We start from the raw sequence: 25,299 nt of genomic DNA, 5'->3' as shown, positions 1-25,299 counted from the left end.
GTTCAGGATCAGACCTTGGTTTCTTCTTTGGTCTCTTCAGTCGGGGTCACGTCCTTGGCGTCAGCAGCACTGTCTTCCAGCTCCGCCTTGCCATCATCGACACCTTTCTTGAAGGCGGTGATGCCTTTGCCAACTTCGCCCATCAAGGACGAGATTTTGCCACGCCCAAACAGGACGAGGACAACGACGGCGATCAAAAGAAGGCCAGGAAGACCGATGTTATTCAGCATGTTCTTTCTCCGAAGACAGAATGCAGACGCTGCGCCTGCGAAAATAAGTGCGGTGCTCAGTAGTACGGCTTCCCCCCAAAGATGAAAGCAAAAACAGCGTAAACACAGCCAATTTCACAAGGGTTTGTGTGATCTTTTGCCAAAAAATTGACAACTGTCAGTTTTTTGACAATTCTGCACCTGCGAAAGGGGCAAAACCATGCGACGTGCCGACAGATTGATGGATTTGATTCGCCACCTGCGAGAGGGCGAGTTGCACCGCGCCACCGATTTGGCCCGCGTCATGGGGGTGTCGTTGCGCACGATCTACCGCGATATGGAAACGCTCGCCGCCTCAGGCGTCCCCATCGAAGGCGAACGCGGCACAGGCTACCGCGTCACCGCCGCCATCACCTTGCCGCCGCTGAACCTCAGCATGGCAGAGCTTGAGGCCCTGCACGTGTCGCTGGCGGCCATGACCCAAGCCCAGGATGCGGACTTGGCCGCGGCCGCCACCTCGCTGGCGCGCAAACTCGATGGGGTGCTGCCCGAAGGGGAGGCACCGCGCGCCCTGGCGGTCTATCCCTTTGCCGATGCCGCGCGCGGCTTTCAACATCTGCCCAAAATCCGCAGCGCCATCCGTGCGCGCCAAAAGCTGATGCTGACCACCCACCGCGACCGCACCGTGCGCCCCTTGCAACTGGATTACTGGGGCCGCCTGTGGACCTGCATCGTCTGGTGCGACACCACCCGAAAATTCGACGAGTTGCGCATCGACCAGATCACCGCCCTTCGCGTCCTGCCCAGCTTGTTCGTCGAAGAAGAAGGGAAACGTCTGTCAGACTTCCGTCGCCAGCGGGATCGGGACTGGGCGCGGGAAGATGAAACAGCGGTCGCGCCGGATCATCAGCCATAAAACCATCCCGCGCTTGGGCAGAAACACGGACGGAACAACCGCCGTCATCTCGCTGCCATCGTCCAAAGTAAACTCCACAAGGCTCTCGCCCCCCATGAACCGGGCGCGTTTCACCGTCCCGCGTGCTGGCGTTCCGGTCGCAATGGTCGGGTTGGGTCCCTTGCCCTGCCGGTCAAAATCAATCTTCAGGTGCTGGGGCCGCACGACAATATCCACCTTCGTCCCATCGGCCACACCCGGCACCAGGAATTGGCCAAACACCGTCTGCGCCAAGGCGCCCTCCACGGTCGAAGAGACAACATTGATGTCACTGAAAAAGGCCGCGGCCTCTCGGTCGATGGGGGTGTTGTAGATGTTGTAGGGCGCGCCGGTCTGCACAATCCGCCCGCCCCGCATCAGGGCAATTTCATCGGCCATGCGCATGGCCTCCGCCGGCTCATGTGTGACCAGCAACACGGCCGTGCCCTCGGCCTTCAAGACGTCCAGCGTCTCATCGCGGATTTCATCGCGCAGACGGTCATCAAGGCCCGAAAACGGCTCATCCATCAACATGATCCGCGGACGCGGGGCCAAGGCGCGGGCCAGTGCCACCCGTTGCTGTTCGCCCCCCGACAATTCATGGGGATAGCGGTCGATGTGGGCCGACATACCAACCTTCGCCAACAGGTCTTCCACCCGTGCCCGTGTCTGCGCCCGCCGCCCGCGCAACCCGTAGGCCACGTTGCCCGCCACCGTCAGATGCGGAAACAGCGCGAAATCCTGAAACATCAGGCCGATGCCCCGTCCCTCGGGCGGGATTCTCTCGACCGTATTGCAGATCAACTCCCCATCGGACCAGATCTCACCACTGTCCTGCATCTCGATGCCCGCAATCATCCGCAAGGTCGTGGATTTCCCGCACCCCGATGGGCCCAACAAACAGGTGACCTGCCCCGGCATGATGCTCAGCGACACATCATCCACGACCGTCCGCCCCGCAAAACTGCGCGACAGGTTCTTGATCTCAAGACGTGGTATGTCTGACACGGGGGACAATTCCTTAGCGAAAACATCAGGCTTTGCCCGCAGATAACAACCCAAACTCGGGCGGGCAAGACCCCGCCCTCCGGGCGCTTTGGCTTCATCTGACCAGAAAAACTCGCCCCGCAGGGCCGATTTGCCGCACGATCATATGGTCGCGTTGATGGCGCCCCCGTCCAGCAACAGGTTTTGCCCCACGATGAACCCGGCCTTGTCCGAACACAAGAACGCACAGGCCGCGCCAAATTCCTCTGCCGTGCCATAGCGCCCCGCCGGAATGGTCGCCTCCCGTTGCGCTTTGGCCTCTTCCATCGTGATGCCTTGGGCGGCCACAACCCCCTGATCAAGGCTCACCGCGCGGTCCGTGGCATGGATGCCCGGCAACAGGTTGTTGATCGTCACACCGGATCCCGCCACCTGACGGGCCGTGCCTGCAACAAACCCTGTCAGCCCCGTGCGGGCCGTATTGCTCAGCCCCAACACCGGAATGGGCGCCTTGACGGAGGCAGAGGTGATGTTGACCACACGCCCCCACCCTTTTTCAATCATCGCGGGCATCAACCCCTGGATCAGCGCGATCGGGGCCAGCATATTGGCATCAAACGCCGCAATAAAATCATCGCGGCTCCAATCGGACCACATCCCCGGGGGCGGGCCGCCCGCGTTGGTCACCAGAATGTCCACGCCCGCCGCGGCCTCGATCACCTGTGTTTGAACCTCCGCCGCGGTGATGTCACCGGCCACGGTCACCACGTCCACACCATACGCAGCACGGATCTGCGCCGCCGTGTCCTCCAGCGCCTCTGGCCCACGCGCGTTCAGCACCAGATTGACGCCCTCGCCCGCCAAAGCCTCCGCACAGCCGCGCCCCAACCCCTTTGAGGACGCACACACCAGTGCGCGCTTGCCTTTCAGCCCCATATCCATGATGTCTCTCCTTGCATTCGCGCCCTTGGCTTTCCCCGCGGGCGACCATCTTTCGCCATGTTTCTAGGGTAGCCATATCCCCATTGACCACCCCCTGTTCACAGTATCGCGTTCAAATGTCCCAAACCGCCCGCACCACCATCGCTGTTTTTTCATCCGCCACATTCAACGTGATTGATGGCGTGGCCGAGGGGGAGCCGATCTCATTCATGGACGAACTTGTCCTGGATGATGTCTATCAGCTGTCCCCCGATGCCAATCGCGCCGCTTTGACCTACGAAGTGGGCCAGTCGGCGGGCTTTGTCATCTCAGCGGGCAGCGCCTGTGGCACACCGGGCAACCTTCTGTTTCTTGATTGCGCCATCACCCTCATGGCCCCCGACGGTGCCACCTATGAGGCCCTGATCCTGGTGGAGGTCGAGGGCGATGAGGCCGCCGAGGTCTACATGATGCCGCTGGCCACCCTCAACGACGACATCCCCTACCGGCTGGTGGGCCATGACCGCGACGCCGCCGCCGCCAAGTTCGGCGATGTGGCCTGCGTGCGCTTTGCCCGCGGCACCCACATCACACTGGCCTCCGGCGCACAGGTGCCCATCGAACAGCTCCAGGTGGGCGACCGTGTGCTGACCCGTGACGCAGGCCAGCAATCCATCCGCTGGATCGGTGAGACCACATTGCGCGCGGTGGGCGATTACGCCCCCGTGGTCATCCGCGAAGGCGCGCTGTTCAACACCCGTGATCTGGTGCTGTCCCCCGATCACCGCCTGTTCATTTACCAGCGCGAAGACCGCCTTGGCGCGGGCCGCTCCGAAGTCCTCGTGAAGGTGCGTCACCTGATCAACGGCGACACCGTCGTCCAGCAGGACGGCGGCTTTGTCGACTATTTTCAGATCCTTTTTGACGACCACCAGATCATCTATGCCGAAGGCATCGCGGCTGAAACGCTGCTGGTCGACGCCCGCACCCGCGCGGCCCTGCCCGATGACGTCTCGCTTGATGCCCATTCCGCCGCCGCCCACAATGATTTTGAGGTGCCGGAGTCCCTGGCCAATCGCCCCGACATCGTGCAACTGCTCAAGAAAGCCTCGTCCAGCTAACTGGACGCCGCACGCGCGCCCCGCTATAGCGCACCCCATGACAAATCGCGCTGAATTGCCCCCCGAAATCGCCCGCCGCCGCACCTTTGCGATCATCTCGCACCCGGATGCGGGCAAAACCACCCTGACGGAAAAGTTCCTGCTGTTTGGCGGGGCGATCCAGATGGCCGGACAGGTCCGCGCCAAGGGCGAGGCGCGGCGCACGCGCTCCGACTTCATGCAGATGGAAAAGGACCGCGGCATCTCCGTCTCCGCCTCTGCCATGTCGTTTGATTTTGACAGCAAGGTCGGCAACCTGCGCATGAACCTTGTGGACACGCCCGGCCACTCCGATTTTTCCGAAGACACCTACCGCACGCTCACCGCCGTAGACGCCGCCGTCATGGTCATCGACGGGGCCAAGGGCGTAGAAAGCCAGACGCAAAAACTGTTCGAAGTCTGCCGCCTGCGCGATCTGCCCATCTTGACCTTTTGCAACAAAATGGACCGTGAAAGCCGCGATACGTTTGAGATTATTGACGAAATTCAAGAAAACCTCGCCATTGACGTGACACCGGCCAGCTGGCCCATCGGCGTGGGCCGCGATTTCATCGGCTGCTATGACATCCTGCGCGACCGGCTTGATATTATGGACCGTGCGGACCGCAACACAGTCGCAGAATCCATCCAGATCGAAGGCATGGACGATCCCAAATGGGAACAGCACGTCCCCGCCCCCCTGCTGGCGCAATTCCGCGAAGAGATTGAAATGGCCCGCGAATTGCTGCCCGCCCTGGACCCTCAGGCGGTGCTCGATGGCACGATGACACCTATCTGGTTCGGCTCCGCGATCAATTCCTTCGGCGTGCGTGAATTGATGGAGGGCATCGGCGCCTACGGCCCCGAACCCCAGCCCCAATCGGCCGAACCGCGCCAGATCAGCCCGGATGAGAAAAAGGTCGCGGGCTTTGTCTTCAAGGTGCAGGCCAATATGGACCCCAAGCACCGCGACCGCGTGGCGTTTGTGCGTATGGCGTCCGGTCATTTCACCCGTGGGCAAAAACTGACCCATGTGCGGACGAAAAAGCCCATGGCGATCTCAAACCCTGTGTTGTTCCTCGCCTCAGACCGCGAATTGGCAGAAGAGGCCTGGGCCGGCGACATCATCGGCATCCCCAACCACGGACAGCTGCGCATCGGTGACACCCTGACCGAAGGTGAGGCGCTGCAGGTCAAAGGCATCCCGTCGTTTGCCCCCGAATTGCTGCAGGGCGTGCGCGCGGGCGATCCCTTGAAGGCCAAGCACCTTGAAAAGGCCCTGATGCAATTTGCCGAAGAGGGGGCTGCTAAGGTCTTCAAACCCACATTTGGGTCCGGCTTTATCGTGGGTGTTGTCGGTCAGCTGCAATTCGAAGTCCTCGCCAGCCGGATTGAGATGGAATACGGCCTGCCCGTGCGGTTCGAACAATCGCAATTCACCTCCGCCCGCTGGGTGTCTGGATCCAAAGAGGCGGTGGAAAAATTCGTGGCCGCCAACAAACAGCACATCGGCGCAGACAGCGACGGCGATGTCGTTTACCTGACCCGTCTGCAATGGGACATCGACCGCGTCGTGCGCGACTATCCCGACATCCAGCTGACCGCGACCAAGGAAATGATGGCCAGCTGATCATGCCATAGTGTGAGTCTCACGCGCAACAATCCGCCGAAAGCCCCCAAAAAGGGTAGATCGGCGGCCCCTGCCCCGTTAATCAGTCCTTAACGATTTTGGGAGTGATTGATGAAAAAGACAGCTGTATCCGCCCTTGCCCTTTCCGCCCCCTTTGGTGTCGCCTCTGGCGTGGCCTTGGCCGACGACGCGAATTGGGAGGTGTTGAGCCAGATCGAAGTTGAGGAAATCATCACCGAGACCTCCTATGAGGTGCGCAAGATCTTCCCCGCGGCCATCGAAAACGGCGTCGAACAATTCGACATCACGGGCTACGTGGTGCCGCTCTATTCCGAAACCGACATCAAGGAATTCATCCTGATCTCCGATATGGGGTTCTGCCCGTTCTGTGGTGATCCGGAACACGGCACGTCCCTTCAGGTGACCATGGCCGATCCGCTGCCCGAATACATCGAAGGGGAGCGCATCACCCTGCGGGGCGCATTGCAAACCGTGACGGATTCCGAAACCTGGCAGACCACCATCCTGACCAACGCCCGCGCGCTGTAACCACTTTTGCCAGTCTGTTGGCGGGGCTGGGGCTGGCATCCCCTGCCATACGTGAGCCATACGCCAGCCATACGCGTGCCAGCCCCCGAATTTCGGGGGCTTTTGCGTTTGGGGTCGTGGCCGATTTGCCCCAAATTTTCGTGCCTTACGCCATATCCTGTTGTTTCCTTGACCTCACCTTTCCCCCTCCGTAGGTGTGGCCCACCCAAAGGGCAGGCAATTCGGCCCGCCCGGCCGCGTGACGAAGTGCGGCCATCTTGCCGCAACCTTCACGTTAGGGACAAAATTGACCAAATTCAGTGACTTAAACCTCGACAAGAAAGTCCTCAAAGCCGTCGAAGAGACAGGCTATGTGACCCCCACCCCCATCCAAGCAGGCGCGATTCCCCCCGCCTTGGAAGGTCGCGACGTCCTTGGTATCGCGCAAACGGGCACCGGCAAAACCGCCAGCTTTACCCTGCCGATGATCAGCCTGCTCAAACGCGGGCGCGCAAGGGCCCGCATGCCAAGGTCGCTGGTGCTGGCCCCCACCCGCGAATTGGCCGCGCAAGTGGCTGAAAACTTTGATGCTTATGCCAAACATACCAAACTGACCAAGGCCCTTTTGATTGGCGGTGTCAGCTTCAAGGAACAAGACGCGCTGATTGATCGCGGCGTTGATGTTCTGATCGCCACGCCGGGCCGTCTTCTTGATCATTTCGAACGGGGCAAACTGATCCTGTCCGATGTGAAAATCATGGTCGTGGATGAGGCGGACCGGATGCTTGATATGGGGTTCATCCCCGACATCGAACGCATCTTCGGCCTGACGCCGTTTACCCGCCAGACACTGTTCTTCTCCGCCACCATGGCGCCTGAGATTGAACGGATCACCAACACCTTCCTCAGCAACCCCGAAAAGATCGAAGTGGCCCGCGCGGCCACCACATCCGAGAACATCAAACAAGGTGTTGTGATGTTCAAAGCCTCCCGCAAGGATCGTGAGGGTTCGGAAAAGCGACGTGTTCTCAGACAGTTGATTGAGAGCGAGGGCGATGAATGCCGCAATGGCATCATCTTCTGCAACCGTAAGGTCGATGTGGATATCGTGGCGAAATCCATGAAAAAATACGGTCTCGATGCCTCCCCCATCCATGGGGATCTGGACCAGTCACACCGGATGCGCACGCTGGATGGCTTCCGTGATGGGTCGATCCGCTTCCTTGTGGCCTCCGACGTGGCCGCCCGAGGCCTGGATATTCCGAACGTGTCCCATGTGTTCAACTACGACGTTCCCAGCCACGCCGAAGACTACGTGCACCGCATCGGCCGCACGGGGCGCGCGGGCAAAAAGGGCACGGCGATCATGATCTGCGTGCCACGGGATGAAAAGAATTTCGACGACATTGAACGTCTTGTCGAAATGCAAATCCCGCGGATCGACGCACCGGGCCAACCGGCCAAGACCGAAGAGGCCCCAAAGGCGGATGAGGCCGCTGCCGACAAGCCCAAGCGCACCCGCAGTCGTGGGGGTCGTGGCCGTAAGTCCGACGAGGCCAAGCCGGATACAGCGCCGCAGGACACCACTCAGGACGCGCCAAAACAGGATGCGGCACCACAACAAGACACGCCCGCACCTGAGCAAAAGCCGGATCATGACGACAAACCCAAACGCAGTCGTGGCGGACGCGGACGCAACCGTGACAACACCGATCGCGGGCCGAAAATTGTCGGCATGGGGGACGACGCGCCCAGCTTTATCACCATGAGTTTTGACGAACGCCGCAACGCGTAAATCCGTCACTCAAATGCAAAAGGGCGCCCGATTGCGGCGCCCTTTTTCGTTTTATACCAATACTCTAGCTGAGGCGTGAGATCACGACGGTCACTTCTGTTTTCTTGCCGATCTCGGCCATGGTGGTCCGGCGCGCAATCGTCCGCAGCTCCTTTTCAAGCTTGTCGTCATCGGCCAGCGTGCGATCTTCGGCACGGCCCAGGAATTGGTCCAGATCAGCCTCCAGCACGTCCACCAACGGCGCGTTGCTGCGGCCTTGTTCGGGCAGGCCCATGACCTCACACCATGGCTCACCCAGTGGATCGTCGTTCTCATCAAGGATCAACGTCACGGTCACATGACCGTTCAGTGCCATACGGATGCGGTCGCGGATCACACCATCGAATTGGCCCACTTTCACCGTACCATCCAGATAGGTGCGGCCGGTTTCGATGTATTCGGCCACTTTTGGTTTGTTGCCGCTCAGGTCAATCATCATGCCGTTGACGGCCAAAACGCCCTGCACGCCCGCAGCCTCAGCAATCTTGACGTGTTCGCGAAGGTGACGGTGTTCGCCGTGCATCGGGATCAGCGCTTGCGGGTTGATCAGCTCACGCATGGTGTCCAGATCGGGGCGGTTCGCGTGGCCGGACACGTGGTAGAGGCCACCGCTGTCGTCAACCACATCCACGCCCATCTCGGAAAACTGGTTCATGATGCGAATGACACCACGTTCGTTGCCCGGAATGGTTTTCGACGAAAACAGGAAGGTGTCCCCTTCCTTCATCGTGATCCCCATGTATTTGCCGTTCGCCAACTGGGCCGAGGCCGCGCGCCGTTCGCCCTGACTGCCCGTCACCAACAACAGCACGTTTTCGCGCGGAATATTTGCCACGTCTTCGGGCGAAATCACGCTTGGAAAGTCGTCCAGAAGGCCTGTTTCCGTCGCGGCCTCAATCATGCGGCGCATGGACCGGCCCAGCAAACAGACAGAGCGCCCCGCGCGGTCCGCCGCCTGCGCGATGGACCGCACGCGCGCGATGTTCGACGCAAACGTTGTGGCGGCGACCATGCCTTTGGCGGTTCCGAGGAACTTTTCAATTTCGGGTCCGACAGTGGACTCCGAGCGGCCTTCGGCCATGGAAAACACATTCGTGCTGTCGCAGACCAGCGCCTTGACCCCATCTTTGGCAAGGGATTTCCATAGGTCATGGTCAAACGCCTCCCCCACACCGGGGTTCGTGTCGATTTTGAAATCACCGGTGTGGACGATACGGCCCCCCTTGCTGTCGATCACCAGACCGCTGCTTTCGGGGATGGAGTGGCTGATGGGCACAAAGCCCACCTTAAACGGGCCAGCGGTGACGGTTTCGGGCCATGGAGCCACTGTCGTCACAGACTTTTCCGAAAACCCATGTTCGGCCATCTTGCGCCGTGCGATGTTGGCGGTGAAGGCACGCGCATAGATCGGCGCGCCGAGACGTTCAAAGAGATGGCCCACCGCGCCCACGTGATCCTCATGGGCGTGGGTGATGAAAATACCGTCGATCTGGGATTTACGGGCCTCAAGCCACGCAACATCGGGCAGGATCAGATCCACGCCCGGGGTGCTGTCCATATCCGGAAATGTCACGCCCAGATCAACCACGATCAGTCGTTCCGCGTCCTCTGGCCCGTAGCCGTAAACGTAACAATTCATACCGATCTCACCCGCTCCGCCGAGGGGGAGATACATCAGTCTCGATTTACTCATTTTATTTTTCGTTGTCCTTGTTGAAGGCGTGGATCACGGTCAGCCCGTGCATCGTCAAATCGTCTTCGATCACATCAAAGAGGGCGTATCCGCTGCTGAACAACGGGGCGAGCCCTCCGGTTCCTACGACTTTCATGGGGCGGTCGTATTCGCCCTTTATCCGTTCGGTGATGCCGTTCACGAGGCCCACATAGCCCCAGAAGACACCAGATTGCATGCAGGCCACCGTGTTCGTTCCGATGACGGCCTGCGGTTTTGTCACATCCACATGCGGCAGGGCGGCAGCGGCCTGGTGCAGCGCCTCAAGCGAGAGGTTGACGCCGGGTGCGATCACGCCGCCCACATAGGCCCCATCGTCCGCTACCACGTCAAAGGTCGTCGCTGTGCCGAAATCGACCACCACAAGGTTGCCGCCATGACGGTCATGGGCGCCTGCGGTATTGACCAACCTGTCAGGGCCCACTTGGGTTCCCTCATCCACGCGCGGCGGCTGGGGCAGCAGGCAATCGGATTTGCCGACCACCAAAGGTCGCGTGTTGAAATAGCGGTCCGCCATCACACGCAGGTTGAACACCACACGCGGCACGGTTGAGGAAATGATGACCTCATCCACATGGGCCTTGATCCCTTTATGGGTCAAAAGCGTCGACCACCAGACGAAATACTGGTCTGCCGTGCGCTGCCATTCCGTGGAGGTGCGAAAGGTGCACAGGAATTCCTGCCCATCCCACAAGGAGAAGACCGTATTCGTATTCCCGCAATCAATGCACAGCAACATAGGCCAGTCCCCTAGAAATACACGTCCGCTGCCGCGATGGCGCGCGCGCCTTTGGCAGTGGTAAGCACGAGATAGCCGTTTTCATCGACGGTTTCAAAGCGCCCCGTGATCTCTTCGTTGGGCAAACGTGCCGTTATTGTCTCACCCAGCCGTGCGGCGTCATGAAGCCAAAGGCGGCGGATTGGGCCAAACCCGAATTCCTTAAACAGACGTTCCTGATGCCCGAAGTGACTGGCGAGCCAGAACAGAAAGTCCTGCGGAGATGGGGGTGTGCCGTAATCTGCGACCGCAACAGGGCGAAACGCGCCGTCCTCAACCTGATCGAGGGGCGGGGCAGCGACAAGATTGACGCCGACACCGATGGATACCCAATCCACACGCCCGCCCTGCCCGATCGCCTCAAGCAGGATACCTGCGACCTTGCCACCAGCGAGCAGCACATCATTGGGCCATTTCAAGGAAAGCTGTTCAGGCGGGACCGACATCGCCAAGGTCTGGCGCAACGCCACGGCCATTGAAAACGACCGTAAAGCCGCCTGTGCGGGGTCATCATTCACCCGCAACAACAGTGTCGCTGCGAAATTGCCTTTGGGCTGGGACCACGGGCGGCCACGGCGTCCTGTCGCCGCCTTTTGCTCCTGCGCCATGATCCATGTGGAGCCGCTGGCCTGTGGTGCCATACGACGCGCTTCGGCCATGGTGCTATCAACCTGCGCAAGCAGTGTCCGCTGGTAGTCCTGCGGCCAGAATTCTGCCGTGGCAGGCGCGTCCCAAAGCGGGGTCAGATCAGTTGACAAGGGCGAGGGACGCTGCTTCGGCCAAGGGTTCAATCCCGAAAAGGTTGACCACGCCCACGACCATCACGGCAGCAGAGCCGACCAAGAACGCCCAGAGCACCGGCGAGCTGCCCGTATCCAGCGCCTCATCCCGTTCCTCTCCGAAGTACATGAAGTAGACGATGCGCAGGTAGTAGAACGCACCGATCACGGAGGCGATCACACCGGCCACGGCCAACCACGCCAGACCCGCGCCATAAGCGGCCTGCAACACGTAAAGCTTGCCGAAAAAGCCCAGCATGGGCGGCACACCGGCCAGGCTGAACAGCAGGACCAGCATCGCGACAGCCTTCAGCGGTTCACGTTTGGAATACATCTGCAGGGCGTGGATATCAGTGACGGGCATGCCGTCCTTTTCCATCGACAGGATGAACGCAAATGTGCCGATGTTCATGGCCACATAGATGCCCAGGTAGACCAACATCGCCTGCACACCAAACGCCGTGCCCGCCGCCAGACCCATCAGGGCAAAGCCCATGTGGGCGATGGACGAATAAGCCATCAGACGTTTGATGTCGCGCTGGCCGATGGCGGCAATCGCGCCAAGGAACATGGACACAACCGACAAGAAGGCCACGATCTGTTGCCAATCGCTGATGGAATTTCCGAAGGCGTCATGCACAACACGTGCGAACAAGGCCATCGCGGCAATTTTGGGCGCGGTGGCAAAGAAGGCGGTGACCGGAGTGGGCGAGCCTTCGTAAACGTCAGGCGTCCACATGTGGAACGGTGCGGCAGAGACCTTGAACGCGAAGCCCGCACTCAGGAACACCAGACCGAACAGCAGGCCAAGGGACACGCCGTCCTCGGTGGCCTCAATAATACCGGCGAAGGTTGTGGTGCCCGCGAAGCCGTATGTCAGGGACGCACCATAAAGCAGCAGACCCGAAGACAGCGCGCCCAAGACGAAGTATTTCAGGCCCGCCTCGGTGGATTTCACGCTGTCACGGCGCAGGGAGGCGACAACATAAAGCGCCAGCGACTGCAATTCGAGGCCCATATAAAGCGCCATCAGATCCCCGGCGGAGACCATCATCATCATGCCGACCACGGCCAATGCAATCAGCAGGGGGTATTCAAACCGCAGCAAATCCCGCTTTTGCATGTACTCCTGGCTCATCAACAGCACGGCTGCGGCGGACAGCAGGATGGCGACCTTGGCAAAGCGGCTGAAGGCGTCGTCCTGGAACATGCCGGAGAACGCCTCTGTCGCGCCCTCTCCCGTAGTGCCGATCCAGAAGGCCACGGCCACAAACAGGCCAGAGGTGAGCCAGACCAGCAGCGGGCCTGCCTTGTCTTTCACGGTGTAGACCGCCGCCAAAAGCGCGCCCATCGCATAAAGCGAGATGACGATTTCGGGCAGGATGGTGTTCAGGTCTTGGGACAACATCGCAAGAATTCCTTAGTTTTGGGCCAGCATGGAGGACGCTTCATAAGCGGCCTGCGCTGTTTCGACCTGGCCGACCAAAGCGGCGACCGATGGCCCGATAATATCGGTGACAAGGCTGGGGTAGACGCCCAGCAGAAGGGTCATGACAACAAGCGGGGCAAAGATCACCCGTTCGCGGGTCGTCATATCGGTTATGGATTTCAGGCTTTCCTTGATCAAATCGCCCATGACCACGCGGCGATAAAGCCACAGCGCATAAGCGGCGGAGAAGATCACGCCAGTTGTGGCGACGACGGCCACCCAAGTGTTGACTTTGAACACCGCCATCAATGTCAGGAATTCACCAACGAAGCCCGACGTGCCCGGCAGGCCGACGTTTGCCATGGTGAAGAACATGAAAATCAGCGCATAGGCGGGCATCCGGTTCACAAGACCGCCATAGGCGTCAATCTCTCGGGTGTGCATACGGTCATAGATCACGCCGACACACAGGAACAACGCCCCCGAGATGAAGCCGTGCGACAACATCTGGAAAATCGCGCCGTCCAAACCCTGTTGGTTCATCGCAAAGATCCCCATGGTCACAAAGCCCATGTGTGCGACCGAGGAGTAGGCGATGAGCTTTTTCATGTCCTTTTGCACCAACGCCACAAGCGATGTGTAGACGATGGCGATGGCGGACATCCACAACACCAGTGGGGCCATGACCTCGGACCCGACAGGGAACATCGGCAGCGAAAAGCGCAAGAAGCCATAACCGCCCATCTTCAGCAGGATCGCGGCCAGCACGACGGAGCCTGCCGTCGGCGCCTGAACGTGCGCATCAGGCAGCCACGTGTGGACCGGCCACATGGGCATTTTCACCGCGAAGGAGGCAAAGAAGGCCAGCCACAGGAGGGTCTGCATGCCGCCGATGATCTGGACGCCGAGGATGCTGAAGGTGTCCGTCCCAAACGAGAACGTCATCAACGTCGGAATGTCCGTGGTGCCCGCCGCGCTATACATCGCGACCATGGCGACCAACATCAAGACTGAGCCGAGGAAGGTATATAGGAAGAACTTGAACGACGCGTAGATGCGTTCCTTTCCGCCCCAAATGCCGATGATCAGGAACATCGGGATCAGACCGGCCTCAAAGAACAGATAGAAGAGCACCAGATCAAGGGCGAGGAACACACCCAACATCAGCGTTTCCAACAGCAGGAACGCGATCATGTATTCCTTCACGCGAGTCGTGACCGACCAGCAGGACGCAATCACCAGCGGCATCAGGAACGTGGTGAGCATCACAAACAGGATCGAAATGCCATCGACACCCATCTTGTAGGTCAGGCCCATGATCCATTCGCGCTCTTCCACGAATTGGAAGTCCGTGTTGTTGGCATCAAAACCTGCGAGGATGAACAGCGACACAACAAAGGTCATCACCGTGGCGGCCATGGCCAGCCACTTGGCGTTGCGCTGTGCGGCCTCGTCCTCTCCACGAAGGAACAGGGCAAGGATCGCTGCAGCAATCGCAGGAATGAACGTGGTGATCGAAAGGAGGTTGTCCATTCTTAGTAGTCCCCGAAGATCGTGAAGAAGGTCAGGATCACGGCGATCCCGATGACCATGGCAAAGGCGTAGGTAAAGACGTAGCCGGACTGCGCGCGCCCTGCGAGACGGGTCAACATCGGAATGATCCCCATCGCCAACCCGTTGATGCCACCGTCGATGACCGCGCCATCGCCGCGCTTCCAAAAGAACTTACCGATCTGCTTGGCAGGCTTGACGAAGACCGCGTCATACAGCTCATCGAAGTACCATTTGTTCAGCAAGAAGTTGTACAGTGGCGCCTGTTGGGTGGCCAGCTGCTTGGGCAACTCAGGCTTACGGATGTAGAAGATCCACGCGGTGACAAAGCCCAGAAGCATGGCAAAGAACGGTGCCAGTTTCACCCAGACGGGCACGGAATGCGCATCATCCAAGGTGGTGTTTTCTGGGGCCACATAAATGGCACCCTGCCCTGGTTCACCGGCGAAGGCGTAGTGGGTCTTAGCCTTGTCGTCGCCGCCATGATCGTCGCCATGATCCTCACCGTGTTCTTGCGCGGCGTAGGGCACACCGAAATACTGGCCAACGTATTTTGCCGACCCGAAAAACGGCTTGTAAAAGACCATGCCCGCAAAAATTGCACCAACCGCCAGAATGGCCAGCGGGGCCAACATGACCTTGGGGGATTCGTGGGCGTGCTCGTGTGTGTGTTTGTCGCCGCGCGGCTCCCCGTAGAAGGTCAGGAAGATCAGACGCCAGCTGTAGAAACTGGTGAACAGGGCGGAGATGACAAGCATCCAGAAGGCGTACCCCTGCCCCGCGGCAAAGGCGCTTTCGATGATCGCGTCCTTGGACACAAAGCCCGCAAAGCCCACAGGAAACCCGATATACAGCAGCGGGATACCCACGCCGGTGATCGCCAGCGTGCCGATCATCATCGCCCAGAAGGTATAGGGCAGTTTGTGCCGCAACCCGCCGTAGTTCCGCATGTCCTGTTCGTGGTGCATCCCGTGAATGACAGACCCCGCCCCAAGGAACAACATCGCCTTAAAGAACGCGTGAGTCAGCAGGTGGAACATCGCGACGGAGTACACACCGATACCCGCGGCCACGAACATATATCCCAGCTGCGAACAGGTCGAATAGGCGATCACACGTTTGATGTCGTTTTGAACCAAACCAACCGTCGCCGCGAAGAAGGCCGTGGTCGCTCCGAGGAACACAACAAAGGCAGTCGCAGTGGGCGCAAATTCCATAATGGGCGACATGCGGCACACCAGGAACACGCCCGCCGTCACCATGGTTGCGGCGTGGATCAGTGCGGACACTGGCGTCGGCCCTTCCATGGCATCAGGCAGCCATGTGTGCAGCAACAGCTGTGCGGATTTGCCCATGGCGCCGATGAACAGCAGGAACGCCACCACTTCCAATGCCGGCCAATCGCGCCACAGGAAGGTGATTGTCTGTGTGCTCAGGTCGCCGGCTTCCGAAAATATCACATCGAAGTTGATGGAGCCCGTCAGATAGAACAGCGCAAAGATGCCAAGCGCGAAGCCAAAGTCGCCCACGCGGTTGACCACAAAGGCCTTGATCGCCGCGGCATTGGCCGACGGTTTCTTATAGTAGAACCCGATCAACAGGTAAGACGCGACACCCACGCCTTCCCAGCCAAAGAACATCTGCACAAGGTTGTCCGCTGTCACCAGCATCAACATCGCAAAGGTGAAAAAGCTCAGATACGCGAAGAACCGAGCCTTATAGGCCGTGTCGGGGAAGTTGTCGTCGTGGGCCATGTAGCCGAACGAATAGAGGTGGACGAGGGCCGAAACCGTCGTGATCACGATCAACATCGTGGCGGTCAGACGGTCCATTCGGATGGCCCAAGATGTGTCCAACGTGCCCGACTGGATGAACGTCAGGATGTCGATGGTGTACGTCCCGTTGTCATAGGCGCTGGCATCGAATGTCAGGAACACAACCCAAGACAAGATCGCGGCCAGAAACAGAAGCGACGTCGTCAGCCATTGCGCGCCTGTTTCTCCGATGATTTTCCAGCCAAAGCCGCCCAGAATGGCGCCGACCAATGGGGCAAAAAGGATGATTTGTTCCATGGGTCTTAGCCTTTCATGACGTTGACATCTTCAACGTCGATCGTACCGCGGTTGCGGAAGAAGCAAACAAGGATCGCAAGGCCAATCGCGGCCTCGGCGGCGGCGACTGTCAGCACAAACAGGGTGAAAACCTGCCCGACGAGATCGCCAAGGAAGCTGGAAAACGCGACCAGATTGATGTTCACCGCCAAAAGCATCAATTCGATGCTCATCAGCAGAATGATGACGTTCTTGCGGTTCAGGAACAGCCCGAAGATGCCGATCACAAACAGGGCCGCGGCCACTGTGAGATAATGTTCAAGTCCGATTGTCATAGCTTCGTTCCTTCTTGCCGGGTCCAAACTCTCAACGAGAGTTTGTCAGCAAATTTTCCTTGAAAATTTGGCATCACAGCCCCTGCCCCGGTTTCACGTCTTTCAATTCCATCGCCGCCGCAGGATCGCGCATCATCTGGGCCACCACGTTCTGGCGTTTCACGTCTGAGCGGTGGCGCAGGGTCAGTACAATCGCGCCAATCATTGCCACCAACAGGATCAGGCCAGCCAGTTGGAACAGCAGGAAGTACTGATCATACAGAACCAGCCCCAGCGCCTTCGTGTTCTCCACGTCGCCAATGGGCTGCGCGATGCGCGTGTCGACCCCTTCAGAGAAGCCCCAAACCCCAAAGGCCAACGCCAGCTGCATCAACAAAACAACGCCGATCAACAACGCCAACGGCATGTATTTCGCCATTTCGGCCTTCAACTCGGCAAAGTCGACGTCAAGCATCATCACAACAAACAGGAACAACACCGCAACGGCGCCGACGTAGACGATCATCAGCAACATCGCCAAAAGTTCCGCACCCAGCATCACAAACAGACCTGCCGAGGACAGGAACGCAAGGATCAGCCACAAGACCGAATGCACGGGGTTGCGGCTGATGACGGTCATCAGCCCGCCGCTGATGGTTGTCACGGCAAAGGCATAAAATGCGATGACTGTTGGTGTCATGTGTCGGTGTCCTTCTTGAAGACTTCGCCCGCCAGCTCTAGCGCCTTAGGCATTCCCGCCGCCCCGCCGAACATGCCGGCCAGTGCGATGGTTTCTGTTATTTCAATCTGCGTGGCGCCCGCTTCTATGGCGTGGCGCACTGTCAACTTGATCTGCGGCTCCGCCACGGCGCCCTGAATTACCAGCCCTTGCAACGTCAGCAACAGCCTTGTTTTCGCGTCCAGACCTTCGGCGTTGATCCCCTTGCCCATGAATGTGTCCATCACGTCCTTGGGCATCGTTGGCATCAAATCCTCAACCCCCTTCATGGATTTCGCCATGACGTCAGCAAACTCTGGGCTGAGGCTTTTCGCCCAGTCCTGACCGGCCTTCATCCAGGCGTCAAATGGGGTGCCTTGGTCGCTCATCGGTAGGGTGCGTCAATCTCAAGGTTGCGGGCGATTTCGGCTTCCCAACGGTCGCCGTTGTCGAGGAGTTTTTCCTTGTCGTAGAACAGCTCTTCCCGCGTCTCGGTGGAGAATTCAAAGTTGGGGCCTTCGACGATGGCATCCACGGGGCAGGCCTCTTGGCAGAACCCGCAGTAAATGCATTTCGTCATGTCGATGTCATAGCGCGTGGTGCGGCGGGAGCCGTCATCGCGCGGTTCGGCGTCGATGGTGATCGCTTGGGCGGGGCACACAGCCTCACACAATTTGCATGCGATGCAGCGTTCTTCACCATTTGGATAACGGCGCAGAGCATGTTCGCCGCGGAATCGCGGGCTAAGCGGCCCCTTTTCATGGGGGTAGTTCACCGTGGCCTTGGGGCTGAAGAAGTATTTGAATCCCAGCTTGAAGCCTTTGAAGATGTCTTGCAGCAGGAAATACTTCGCCGCGCGGGTGTAGTCGATCTGCGTCATATCAGCCTCCAATCGCCCAGCGGGCCCAGAAGCCGCCAGCGACTTCGAATTTTGCAAGGAATGCCACCAGCACGACCCAGAACAAGGACAGTGGCAGGAACACTTTCCAACCGATGCGCATCAGCTGGTCGTAGCGGAAACGGGGTACGATGGCTTTGACCATGGCGAAGATGAAGAAACAGAGCACCATCTTCAGAATGAACCAGCCGATCCCGTCAGGCAGGAAGCCCACCGGCGACAGCCAGCCGCCCAGGAACAACAGCGACACCAGCGCACACATCAGCACCACGGCCATCAACTCGCCAATCATGAACAACAGGAACGGCGTGGACGAATATTCAACCTGATAGCCGGCAACCAGTTCGGATTCAGCCTCCGGCAAGTCAAACGGCGGACGGTTGGTTTCCGCCAATGCGCTGATGAAGAACAAGAACAACATCGGAAAGTGCGGGATGAAGTACCAGTGCAGCATACCGTAATCGCCATCTTGCGCGGCCACGATATCGCCAAAGTTCATCGACCCTGTAGAGATGATCACACCGATGATGATGAGGCCCAGCGAGACTTCATAAGAAATCATCTGCGCGGCAGACCGCAGCGAGCCCAGAAAGGGGTATTTGGAGTTCGACGCCCAGCCGCCCATGATCACGCCATAGACCTCAAGGGAGGAAACCGCGAAGACATAGAGGATGGCCACGTTGATGTCGGACATCACCCAGCCTTCGTTGAACGGGATCACCGCCCAGGCGATGACCGCCAAAACAAAGGAAATAAGTGGGGCGAGGAAGAAAACGCCCTTGTCGGCACCCGCAGGCACAACGACTTCCTTGACGATGTATTTGATGAAATCCGCAAAGGATTGCAGCAGGCCAAAGGCGCCGACCACGTTGGGGCCCTTGCGCATCTGCACCGCCGCCCAGACCTTCCGGTCGGCATACATCAAGAATGCCAAGGCGACCAAGAGCGGGATCAAGATCAGCAGGCATTGCCCAAGGATCGTCAGCACAATCCCAAGATTGGTGTTGGTGAAAAATTCAACCATATCTGTTCCCTCAGCCCTTCGGCTTAGACGGTTGGAATGTCACGGGCGGCACAATCCGCCACCGTCACTTCCGCGTCTATCGTTCTTAGCCCACGTGGCAAGGCAGGCGAGATGGTGTAAACAGCATCCCCCGTCCAAATGCCACCCTCTTCGTTCACAATCGTCCGCACATTGCGCGCAAATCCGTATCCACGGATCAACGCATATTGTGCAGCCGCACAGGCCGCGTAGTCCGCGACCTCCTCTTCGTCGGCAACATTGGCCATCTTCACACGGAAGTTGACCAGATCCCCGTCCAGCAGACGGGTTTCAATGCCGTCGTATCGCGCCGCGCCCTCCGCCACGGGGGCGGCCTCACAGGCGGCAAGTGCCGTGAGTGCTATGAGGGGCAGGCGCATTCTCCGTTACTCCGCCGCGATGGGCGCTTCCGCGCGCTTTTTGGCGTTGGCGCTCAGTTCGGCCATCAGCTGGCTGGCACGTGCAATCGGGTTGGACAGATAGAAATCCTTGATCGCCGTGCGGAAGCTGGCCTTGCCCAGAGTGCCCGTCGACACAGGCTGCCAGGCGTTTTCGGCAACCTCATCAATCTTGGCCAGATGCGGATGGGCGGCGACCATGGCTTGACGCAACCCAGCCAGGCTGTCCCAGGGCTGTTGCGCGTCAAGTTCAGCAGACAATGCCCGTAGGATCGCCCAGTTTTCCTTGGCCTCACCGGGTGCGAAGCTTGCGCGCATGGCCAGCTGTGGGCGGCCTTCGGTGTTCACGAACAGGCCGTTTTCTTCGGTATACGCGGCAGAGGGCAGGATGATGTCGGCGCGGTGCGCCCCACGATCCCCGTGGCTGCCTTGGTAAATCACGAATGGCCCCTCGGCGATTTCGATCTCATCCGCGCCAAGGTTGTAGACAACCTCCGCCGTCTCGACCGCTTTCATGCCAGCCGCGTTGGTGGCATCCACGTCCATCGCACCCACGCGGCCCGCCGCAGTGTGCAGAACCATGAACTTGGACGACCCAGCCTCAGCCGTCTGCATCGCCAGCCCCAGAACCGCATCGCCATCTGCCTCGGTCAGGGCGCCTTGGCCCACAATCATGACACCGCGCACGCCGTCTTTGTCGGAATGGTCCATTTTCGACAGCGCCTCAAGGGCTGCGCGGTCATCACCAAGATGCGTATAGTCGTAAGAGACGTCGATCGCCTGCCCAACGACAGCAACTTTCGCCCCGGCCAGCCAGGCCTTGCGGATTCGGGCGTTCAGAACCGGCGCTTCCAATTCGGGGTTGGTGCCGATCAGCAGGATCATCTGGGCATCATCGATGTCTTCGACCGTCGCCGTGCCCACATAGCCAGAGCGGTTACCGCTCGGCAGTTTGGCATTGTCCACACGACATTCGACGACACCGCCCGTGCCTTCGATCAGGTTTTTGAGGGAAAACGCCGCCTCGGTTGACGCCAGATCACCGACCAAACCAACGGTTTTCTTACCCTTCATGGCAGCAGCAGCGGCGGTCAGGGCTTCGTCCCAACCCGCTTTGCGTAGCTTGCCGTTTTCACGGATATAGGGCGTGTCCAGACGCTGACGGCGCAGGCCATCCCAGACAAAGCGCGTCTTGTCGGAGATCCATTCCTCATTCACGCCGTCGTGGTTGCGCGGCAAAAAGCGCATGACTTCGCGGCCCTTGGTGTCCACGCGAATGTTGGACCCCAGCGCATCCATCACGTCGATGGATTCAGTCTTCGTCAGCTCCCACGGACGGGCGGTGAAGGCGTAGGGTTTGGACACCAGCGCGCCGACGGGGCACAGATCAATGATGTTGCCCTGCATATTCGAATCGAGGGTTTCGCCCAGATAGCTGGTGATCTCGCTGTCTTCCCCACGGCCCGTCTGACCCATCTGGGAAATGCCCGCGACTTCGGTCGTGAACCGGACACACCGGGTGCAGGAAATGCAGCGCGTCATATGGGTTTCAACCAGCGGGCCAAGATCCAGATCCGTCGCCGCGCGCTTTGGTTCGCGGTAACGCGAGAAATCGACGCCGTAGGCCATCGCCTGATCCTGCAAGTCACATTCGCCGCCCTGATCGCAGATCGGGCAATCCAGCGGGTGGTTGATCAGCAGGAATTCCATGACGCCCTCGCGGGCTTTTTTGACCATGGGGGAATTGGTTTTCACCACAGGGGGCTGGCCTTCGGGGCCAGGGCGCAAGTCACGCACCTGCATCGCACAAGAGGCCGCAGGCTTGGGCGGGCCGCCCACAACCTCAACCAGACACATGCGGCAATTGCCTGCGATGGACAGCCGTTCATGGTAACAGAACCGAGGAATTTCGATCCCGGCCTCTTCGCAGGCCTGGATGAGCGTCATCGCGCCCGGAACTTCAACTTCATTGTCGTCGATGATGATCTTGCGCAGATCCGCCGGTGCGTCTGACATGGGCGCTATCCCTGTTCCCGTGTGGCTCTTTCTGGGCGGTCCCGTGGCGCGGGCCGCAGATGGGCGCCTTCTAACGTGGGATGGTGGGCAATGCCAGCACGAAAGCCATTTTTTGGCCGTGGAAAATCGACGCGGGCGGCGCAGGGGTGTTCCCCTTGCGCCGCCCTAAATTCTGATTGTTTTTGTCAGATTAGCGGAGCAATCGGCCCACTTGGGTGTCTTGTGCGATTTGCGCATTGGCGACCGTGCAATGGCTGGCCTCATTGCCCTCGATCACGCCAAGATCTGCCAGACGGCCTCGGGCTATCGCCTCCAGGCGGTCTTTTTCCTCATCATTGTCGATATAGGCGTCGATTTCGGCATTGCTGAAGCCTTCGTCCTGCAACGCGCGCTTCAGGCTTTGCAGGAAATTGATGCCACGCAGATAGCGCACGCTGACGTCATCACATTTGTCGCCCAACTCAATCGCCATACCGGCGGCGATCAGACCTTCGGTGACACGTTCCACATCACCAGGAAAGGATTGCGCCTGGACGGGGCTGGCCAAAACAACCAGCCCAAGGGCGACGCCGCGCAGGGTCTGTGCCGCATGGGCGGGGACGGAAAAAATCATCTGCTCACTCCAATAGTAACGCGCACCTTTTGCCGCGCTGTTGGGACAGATGTGCGCAAAGGGCGCCTGCTATTCAATAGCAGGCCTGCGAAGCCATGTTATGTCGGCAGATTTCAGGCGGTGGGATCTGGGGCGTGGCCTGCACGCATAAAGTCCCAATCGAAGGCGTCGGGTGTGGGCCCCAAGGTGCGCAGCTGATCCAGTTTCGCCAAAGCCTCATCCCGCGACGGACGGTGGCCCTCGGGGATCCACCACATGACGAAATGCCGTTGATCCAACGCTTCAAACCACTCTGCTTTGCGGTCCATGAACTTGGCGTGCAACGTCTTGTAAACGAATGATTCCAACGACTTCAGGTCTTCCCAAACCGTCAGATTGAACACCAACTGAGGGTCGTCGCCGATGTTGTTTTCTGTGTTGCCTGTCCCCGGCTCTCCCGAACCTTCGGACATCCAGACAAAGCCGGGCATCCGTTTGCCCATGCCATTGATCCGATCAAGGTTGTCCATAAAGTCTGCGACCTTGGGATCATCCGTGGGGGCCAAAAGCCGACCAATGTTGAGTTCTGCCAGATGCATCACGTGCCCCCGAAATAGACGGTCCATCCAACATAAAGCCCCGCGACCAACACCGCCAACAGCCCCAAAAGGACCCAAAAAGAAAACACGGCACCAAAAAAACCGCCCACAAGGGCGCCCATCACGCCCCACGTGAGGGCGGTTTCCTGCAGGACCGATGCAGCAAACACACCCAATCCCCCGCCCAGCACCGCAGACACCGCGCCGGTCAGGATACGGGTCCATCGTGTGCCCTCTGTCCCCGTGGGACCGAATAAATCATCAAAGTCCATGCCCGCGCCTCTCCCGATTTTTTTCAACCGTACCGAGGGGGGCACACCCTGTCCACACCGCCCAATTTTCCATGTGCCGTCTAGCGGCGGCGGCGGTCCCGCGATGGGGCGATGCCTTTGACGGCTTTGCCAAGGAAAGCGACCGTCATCAACAGCCCGACCCCGGCAAGGGCCGCAATGGCGCCCCATGCCCATGTGGGGGCGGCACCTGCCTCAATAGCGCGGTAGGTGAAATAACAGGGCAGACCGCAGATCAGGGCTGTGGCGAGGGCCGCAAAAAAGGATGCAACCCCGTCTAAAACCTGTCTCATCTGCGCCTCCCTGCTCTAAAATTCTAGAATTTTAGACACGCAACAAAATTCCGGAATTTTGTTACTCCGCAGCGATACGCGCGGTTTTGATTCGATCTTCGATCTCGTCGCGGAAATTCTTGATCAAACCCTGGATCGGCCAGGCTGCGGCATCCCCCAACGCACAAATCGTGTGGCCTTCGACTTGTTTGGTCACATCTAGCAACATGTCGATTTCCTCAACGGTCGCGTTGCCTTTGACCAGACGGTCCATGACGCGCATCATCCAGCCTGTGCCTTCGCGGCAGGGCGTACACTGGCCACAGCTTTCGTGTTTGTAGAACTTCGACAGACGCCAGATGGCTTTGATGATGTCAGTGGACTGGTCCATGACGATGACAGCAGCCGTGCCCAAGGACGATCCCTTTTCCTTCAACGCATCAAAATCCATGATCGCATCGCGCATGTTTTCACCGCGCACACAAGGAACGGACGACCCGCCAGGGATCACGGCCTTCAGGTTGTCCCATCCGCCGCGGATCCCGCCGCAATGTTTGTCGATCAACTCCTCAAAGGAAATCGACATCGCCTCTTCGACGACACACGGGTTGTTCACATGGCCCGAGATCGCAAACAGCTTTGTGCCCGCATTGTTCGGCCGCCCAAAGCTCGAGAACCATTCCGGTCCACGACGCAGAATGGTCGGGACAACGGCGATGGATTCGACGTTGTTCACCGTCGTCGGGCAGCCATAGAGGCCCGCGCCCGCCGGAAAGGGCGGCTTCATGCGCGGCATACCCTTTTTGCCCTCAAGGGACTCGATCAATGCGGTTTCTTCACCGCAGATGTAGGCCCCTGCCCCGTGGTGCAGGTAGATGTCGAAATCCCATCCGGATTTGGCCGCGTTTTTGCCCACCAGACCGGCGTCATAAGCCTCATCAATGGCCGCCTGCAGCGCCTCTTTTTCGCGGATGTATTCACCACGAATGTAGATGTAGCAGGCGTTCGCGTTCATCGCGAAGCTGGCGATCAGGCAGCCTTCGATCAACGTGTGGGGATCGTGGCGCATGATTTCGCGGTCTTTGCAGGTCCCGGGCTCAGATTCGTCGGCATTCACCACCAGATAGGCAGGACGTCCATCCGATTCCTTGGGCATAAACGACCATTTCAAACCGGTCGGAAAGCCCGCCCCCCCGCGCCCACGCAGGCCGGAGGCTTTCATCTGGTCCACGATCCAATCGCGTCCATTCTTGATAATCTTGGCTGTACCGTCCCAGTGGCCGCGCTTTTTGGCGCCCGCCAGCGTTCGGTCATGCATCCCGTAAAGGTTCGTAAAAATGCGGTCCTGATCAGCAAGCATCGCGTGTTCCCTTAATCTTTGGCCCCGTGGTTGGCACACACAAGGCACGGCAGGTCATTTGTCTCGGCCCTTTTGCCACAGGTTCCAAGTCACGACCAGTGACCAAATGAACGCAGCCAAGGATATCAGATAGAAGAGCATTTCAAGGCGCACCCCGCCCCCGAACATCCGTGACAGTTGCGGCGCAAAAATGGCCAGTAGACCGCCAGCAGCAATCACCAGTGCGGCCATACGCCCCTGACGGGCTGTCGTCTCATCGGATTTGTTGCTCATGTTCGATCTTTTGCCTGCCCTTGCT

At 59.2% G+C, this 25,299-nt stretch carries 27 protein-coding genes; 5 read left to right on the top strand and 22 right to left on the bottom strand.

What is annotated here, in order from left to right; all coding sequences use genetic code 11:
- Window positions 1-8: 8 nt before the first annotated feature.
- Window positions 9-230 carry a twin-arginine translocase TatA/TatE family subunit gene (locus PSJ8397_RS15175; RefSeq protein WP_085865485.1) on the bottom strand — a complete coding sequence of 74 codons (222 nt, stop codon included), beginning with the start codon at window positions 228-230 and terminating at the stop codon, window positions 9-11.
- Between the two features lie 199 nt (window positions 231-429).
- Here PSJ8397_RS15175 and PSJ8397_RS15170 point away from each other — a divergent pair, with 199 nt between their 5' ends.
- The gene (locus PSJ8397_RS15170; RefSeq protein WP_085865484.1) at window positions 430-1,125 is read left to right on the top strand and encodes a helix-turn-helix transcriptional regulator; all 696 of its coding nucleotides are present in this window, start codon (window positions 430-432) and stop codon (window positions 1,123-1,125) included.
- Here the strand turns inward: PSJ8397_RS15170 and PSJ8397_RS15165 are convergent.
- Window positions 1,048-2,151 carry an ABC transporter ATP-binding protein gene (locus tag PSJ8397_RS15165; RefSeq protein ID WP_235000795.1) on the bottom strand — a complete coding sequence of 368 codons (1,104 nt, stop codon included), beginning with the start codon at window positions 2,149-2,151 and terminating at the stop codon, window positions 1,048-1,050. The genes PSJ8397_RS15170 and PSJ8397_RS15165 overlap by 78 nt on opposite strands.
- Before the next feature lie 141 nt (window positions 2,152-2,292).
- Window positions 2,293-3,072: an SDR family oxidoreductase gene (locus tag PSJ8397_RS15160; RefSeq protein ID WP_085865482.1), complete on the bottom strand. Its 780-nt coding sequence runs from the start codon at window positions 3,070-3,072 to the stop codon at window positions 2,293-2,295.
- A gap of 116 nt (window positions 3,073-3,188) precedes the next feature.
- Here PSJ8397_RS15160 and PSJ8397_RS15155 point away from each other — a divergent pair, with 116 nt between their 5' ends.
- The 4 genes from PSJ8397_RS15155 (at window position 3,189) to PSJ8397_RS15140 (ending at window position 8,143) form a co-directional block, all read left to right on the top strand.
- Window positions 3,189-4,172: a Hint domain-containing protein gene (locus PSJ8397_RS15155; RefSeq protein ID WP_085865481.1), complete on the top strand. Its 984-nt coding sequence runs from the start codon at window positions 3,189-3,191 to the stop codon at window positions 4,170-4,172.
- A gap of 37 nt (window positions 4,173-4,209) precedes the next feature.
- Window positions 4,210-5,820: a peptide chain release factor 3 gene (locus tag PSJ8397_RS15150; RefSeq protein ID WP_085865480.1), complete on the top strand. Its 1,611-nt coding sequence runs from the start codon at window positions 4,210-4,212 to the stop codon at window positions 5,818-5,820.
- 111 nt (window positions 5,821-5,931) lie between these two features.
- Window positions 5,932-6,369 carry a hypothetical protein gene (locus PSJ8397_RS15145; RefSeq protein WP_085865479.1) on the top strand — a complete coding sequence of 146 codons (438 nt, stop codon included), beginning with the start codon at window positions 5,932-5,934 and terminating at the stop codon, window positions 6,367-6,369.
- Between the two features lie 286 nt (window positions 6,370-6,655).
- Window positions 6,656-8,143: a DEAD/DEAH box helicase gene (locus PSJ8397_RS15140; RefSeq protein WP_085865630.1), complete on the top strand. Its 1,488-nt coding sequence runs from the start codon at window positions 6,656-6,658 to the stop codon at window positions 8,141-8,143.
- 64 nt (window positions 8,144-8,207) lie between these two features.
- Here the strand turns inward: PSJ8397_RS15140 and PSJ8397_RS15135 are convergent, their stop codons facing one another.
- From PSJ8397_RS15135 to PSJ8397_RS15045, 19 genes are all read right to left on the bottom strand, one after another.
- Window positions 8,208-9,875: a ribonuclease J gene (locus tag PSJ8397_RS15135; RefSeq protein WP_085865478.1), complete on the bottom strand. Its 1,668-nt coding sequence runs from the start codon at window positions 9,873-9,875 to the stop codon at window positions 8,208-8,210.
- Window position 9,876: 1 nt separating this feature from the next.
- Window positions 9,877-10,653 (bottom strand): type III pantothenate kinase, encoded by a 777-nt coding sequence (locus PSJ8397_RS15130; RefSeq protein WP_085865477.1) that lies wholly within the window; start codon window positions 10,651-10,653, stop codon window positions 9,877-9,879.
- Between the two features lie 11 nt (window positions 10,654-10,664).
- The gene (locus tag PSJ8397_RS15125) at window positions 10,665-11,450 is read right to left on the bottom strand and encodes a biotin--[acetyl-CoA-carboxylase] ligase (RefSeq protein WP_268794672.1); all 786 of its coding nucleotides are present in this window, start codon (window positions 11,448-11,450) and stop codon (window positions 10,665-10,667) included.
- Complete coding sequence (nuoN, locus tag PSJ8397_RS15120) at window positions 11,440-12,879, bottom strand: NADH-quinone oxidoreductase subunit NuoN (RefSeq protein ID WP_085865475.1); 1,440 nt, start codon at window positions 12,877-12,879, stop codon at window positions 11,440-11,442. The genes PSJ8397_RS15125 and nuoN overlap by 11 nt, the downstream gene beginning before the upstream one ends.
- 12 nt (window positions 12,880-12,891) lie before the next feature.
- On the bottom strand, window positions 12,892-14,433 hold the full coding sequence (locus tag PSJ8397_RS15115; RefSeq protein WP_085865474.1) for an NADH-quinone oxidoreductase subunit M: 1,542 nt from the start codon (window positions 14,431-14,433) through the stop codon (window positions 12,892-12,894).
- Between the two features lie 2 nt (window positions 14,434-14,435).
- Window positions 14,436-16,523 (bottom strand): NADH-quinone oxidoreductase subunit L, encoded by a 2,088-nt coding sequence (gene nuoL, locus PSJ8397_RS15110; protein WP_085865473.1) that lies wholly within the window; start codon window positions 16,521-16,523, stop codon window positions 14,436-14,438.
- Window positions 16,524-16,528: 5 nt separating this feature from the next.
- A complete protein-coding gene (nuoK, locus tag PSJ8397_RS15105) occupies window positions 16,529-16,837 on the bottom strand; it encodes an NADH-quinone oxidoreductase subunit NuoK (protein ID WP_085865472.1) in 309 nt (102 codons plus the stop codon).
- Between the two features lie 73 nt (window positions 16,838-16,910).
- The gene (locus PSJ8397_RS15100) at window positions 16,911-17,516 is read right to left on the bottom strand and encodes an NADH-quinone oxidoreductase subunit J (RefSeq protein WP_085865471.1); all 606 of its coding nucleotides are present in this window, start codon (window positions 17,514-17,516) and stop codon (window positions 16,911-16,913) included.
- Complete coding sequence (locus PSJ8397_RS15095) at window positions 17,513-17,923, bottom strand: carboxymuconolactone decarboxylase family protein (RefSeq protein ID WP_085865470.1); 411 nt, start codon at window positions 17,921-17,923, stop codon at window positions 17,513-17,515. Before PSJ8397_RS15095 ends, PSJ8397_RS15100 begins: the two co-directional genes overlap by 4 nt.
- Complete coding sequence (gene nuoI, locus PSJ8397_RS15090; RefSeq protein WP_085865469.1) at window positions 17,920-18,414, bottom strand: NADH-quinone oxidoreductase subunit NuoI; 495 nt, start codon at window positions 18,412-18,414, stop codon at window positions 17,920-17,922. Before nuoI ends, PSJ8397_RS15095 begins: the two co-directional genes overlap by 4 nt.
- Window position 18,415: 1 nt before the next feature.
- The gene (nuoH, locus tag PSJ8397_RS15085; protein ID WP_085865468.1) at window positions 18,416-19,456 is read right to left on the bottom strand and encodes an NADH-quinone oxidoreductase subunit NuoH; all 1,041 of its coding nucleotides are present in this window, start codon (window positions 19,454-19,456) and stop codon (window positions 18,416-18,418) included.
- Window positions 19,457-19,479: 23 nt separating this feature from the next.
- Window positions 19,480-19,854, bottom strand: a complete 375-nt coding sequence (locus PSJ8397_RS15080; RefSeq protein ID WP_085865467.1) for a hypothetical protein — start codon at window positions 19,852-19,854, stop codon at window positions 19,480-19,482.
- Between the two features lie 6 nt (window positions 19,855-19,860).
- A complete protein-coding gene (gene nuoG / locus PSJ8397_RS15075) occupies window positions 19,861-21,888 on the bottom strand; it encodes an NADH-quinone oxidoreductase subunit NuoG (RefSeq protein WP_085865466.1) in 2,028 nt (675 codons plus the stop codon).
- Window positions 21,889-22,078: 190 nt separating this feature from the next.
- Window positions 22,079-22,501, bottom strand: a complete 423-nt coding sequence (locus PSJ8397_RS15070) for a DUF5333 domain-containing protein (protein ID WP_085865465.1) — start codon at window positions 22,499-22,501, stop codon at window positions 22,079-22,081.
- Window positions 22,502-22,614: 113 nt separating this feature from the next.
- Window positions 22,615-23,079 carry a DUF3291 domain-containing protein gene (locus PSJ8397_RS15065; protein ID WP_085865464.1) on the bottom strand — a complete coding sequence of 155 codons (465 nt, stop codon included), beginning with the start codon at window positions 23,077-23,079 and terminating at the stop codon, window positions 22,615-22,617.
- Entirely contained in the window at window positions 23,079-23,351 is a 273-nt protein-coding gene (locus PSJ8397_RS15060) for a hypothetical protein (protein ID WP_085865463.1), read from the bottom strand. The genes PSJ8397_RS15065 and PSJ8397_RS15060 overlap by 1 nt, the downstream gene beginning before the upstream one ends.
- A gap of 80 nt (window positions 23,352-23,431) precedes the next feature.
- Window positions 23,432-23,662: a hypothetical protein gene (locus PSJ8397_RS15055; RefSeq protein WP_085865462.1), complete on the bottom strand. Its 231-nt coding sequence runs from the start codon at window positions 23,660-23,662 to the stop codon at window positions 23,432-23,434.
- A gap of 61 nt (window positions 23,663-23,723) precedes the next feature.
- On the bottom strand, window positions 23,724-25,001 hold the full coding sequence (gene nuoF / locus PSJ8397_RS15050; RefSeq protein WP_085865461.1) for an NADH-quinone oxidoreductase subunit NuoF: 1,278 nt from the start codon (window positions 24,999-25,001) through the stop codon (window positions 23,724-23,726).
- A gap of 54 nt (window positions 25,002-25,055) precedes the next feature.
- Window positions 25,056-25,274, bottom strand: coding sequence for a DUF5337 family protein (locus tag PSJ8397_RS15045; RefSeq protein WP_085865460.1), 219 nt, complete (start codon window positions 25,272-25,274; stop codon window positions 25,056-25,058).
- Between the last annotated feature and the right edge of the window lie 25 nt (window positions 25,275-25,299).

The organism is Pseudooctadecabacter jejudonensis, from assembly GCF_900172275.1.
Taxonomy (GTDB): domain Bacteria; phylum Pseudomonadota; class Alphaproteobacteria; order Rhodobacterales; family Rhodobacteraceae; genus Octadecabacter; species Octadecabacter jejudonensis.
The sequence above is the reverse complement of the archived record's forward strand: the minus strand, read 5'-3'. Positions and strand labels throughout refer to the sequence as shown.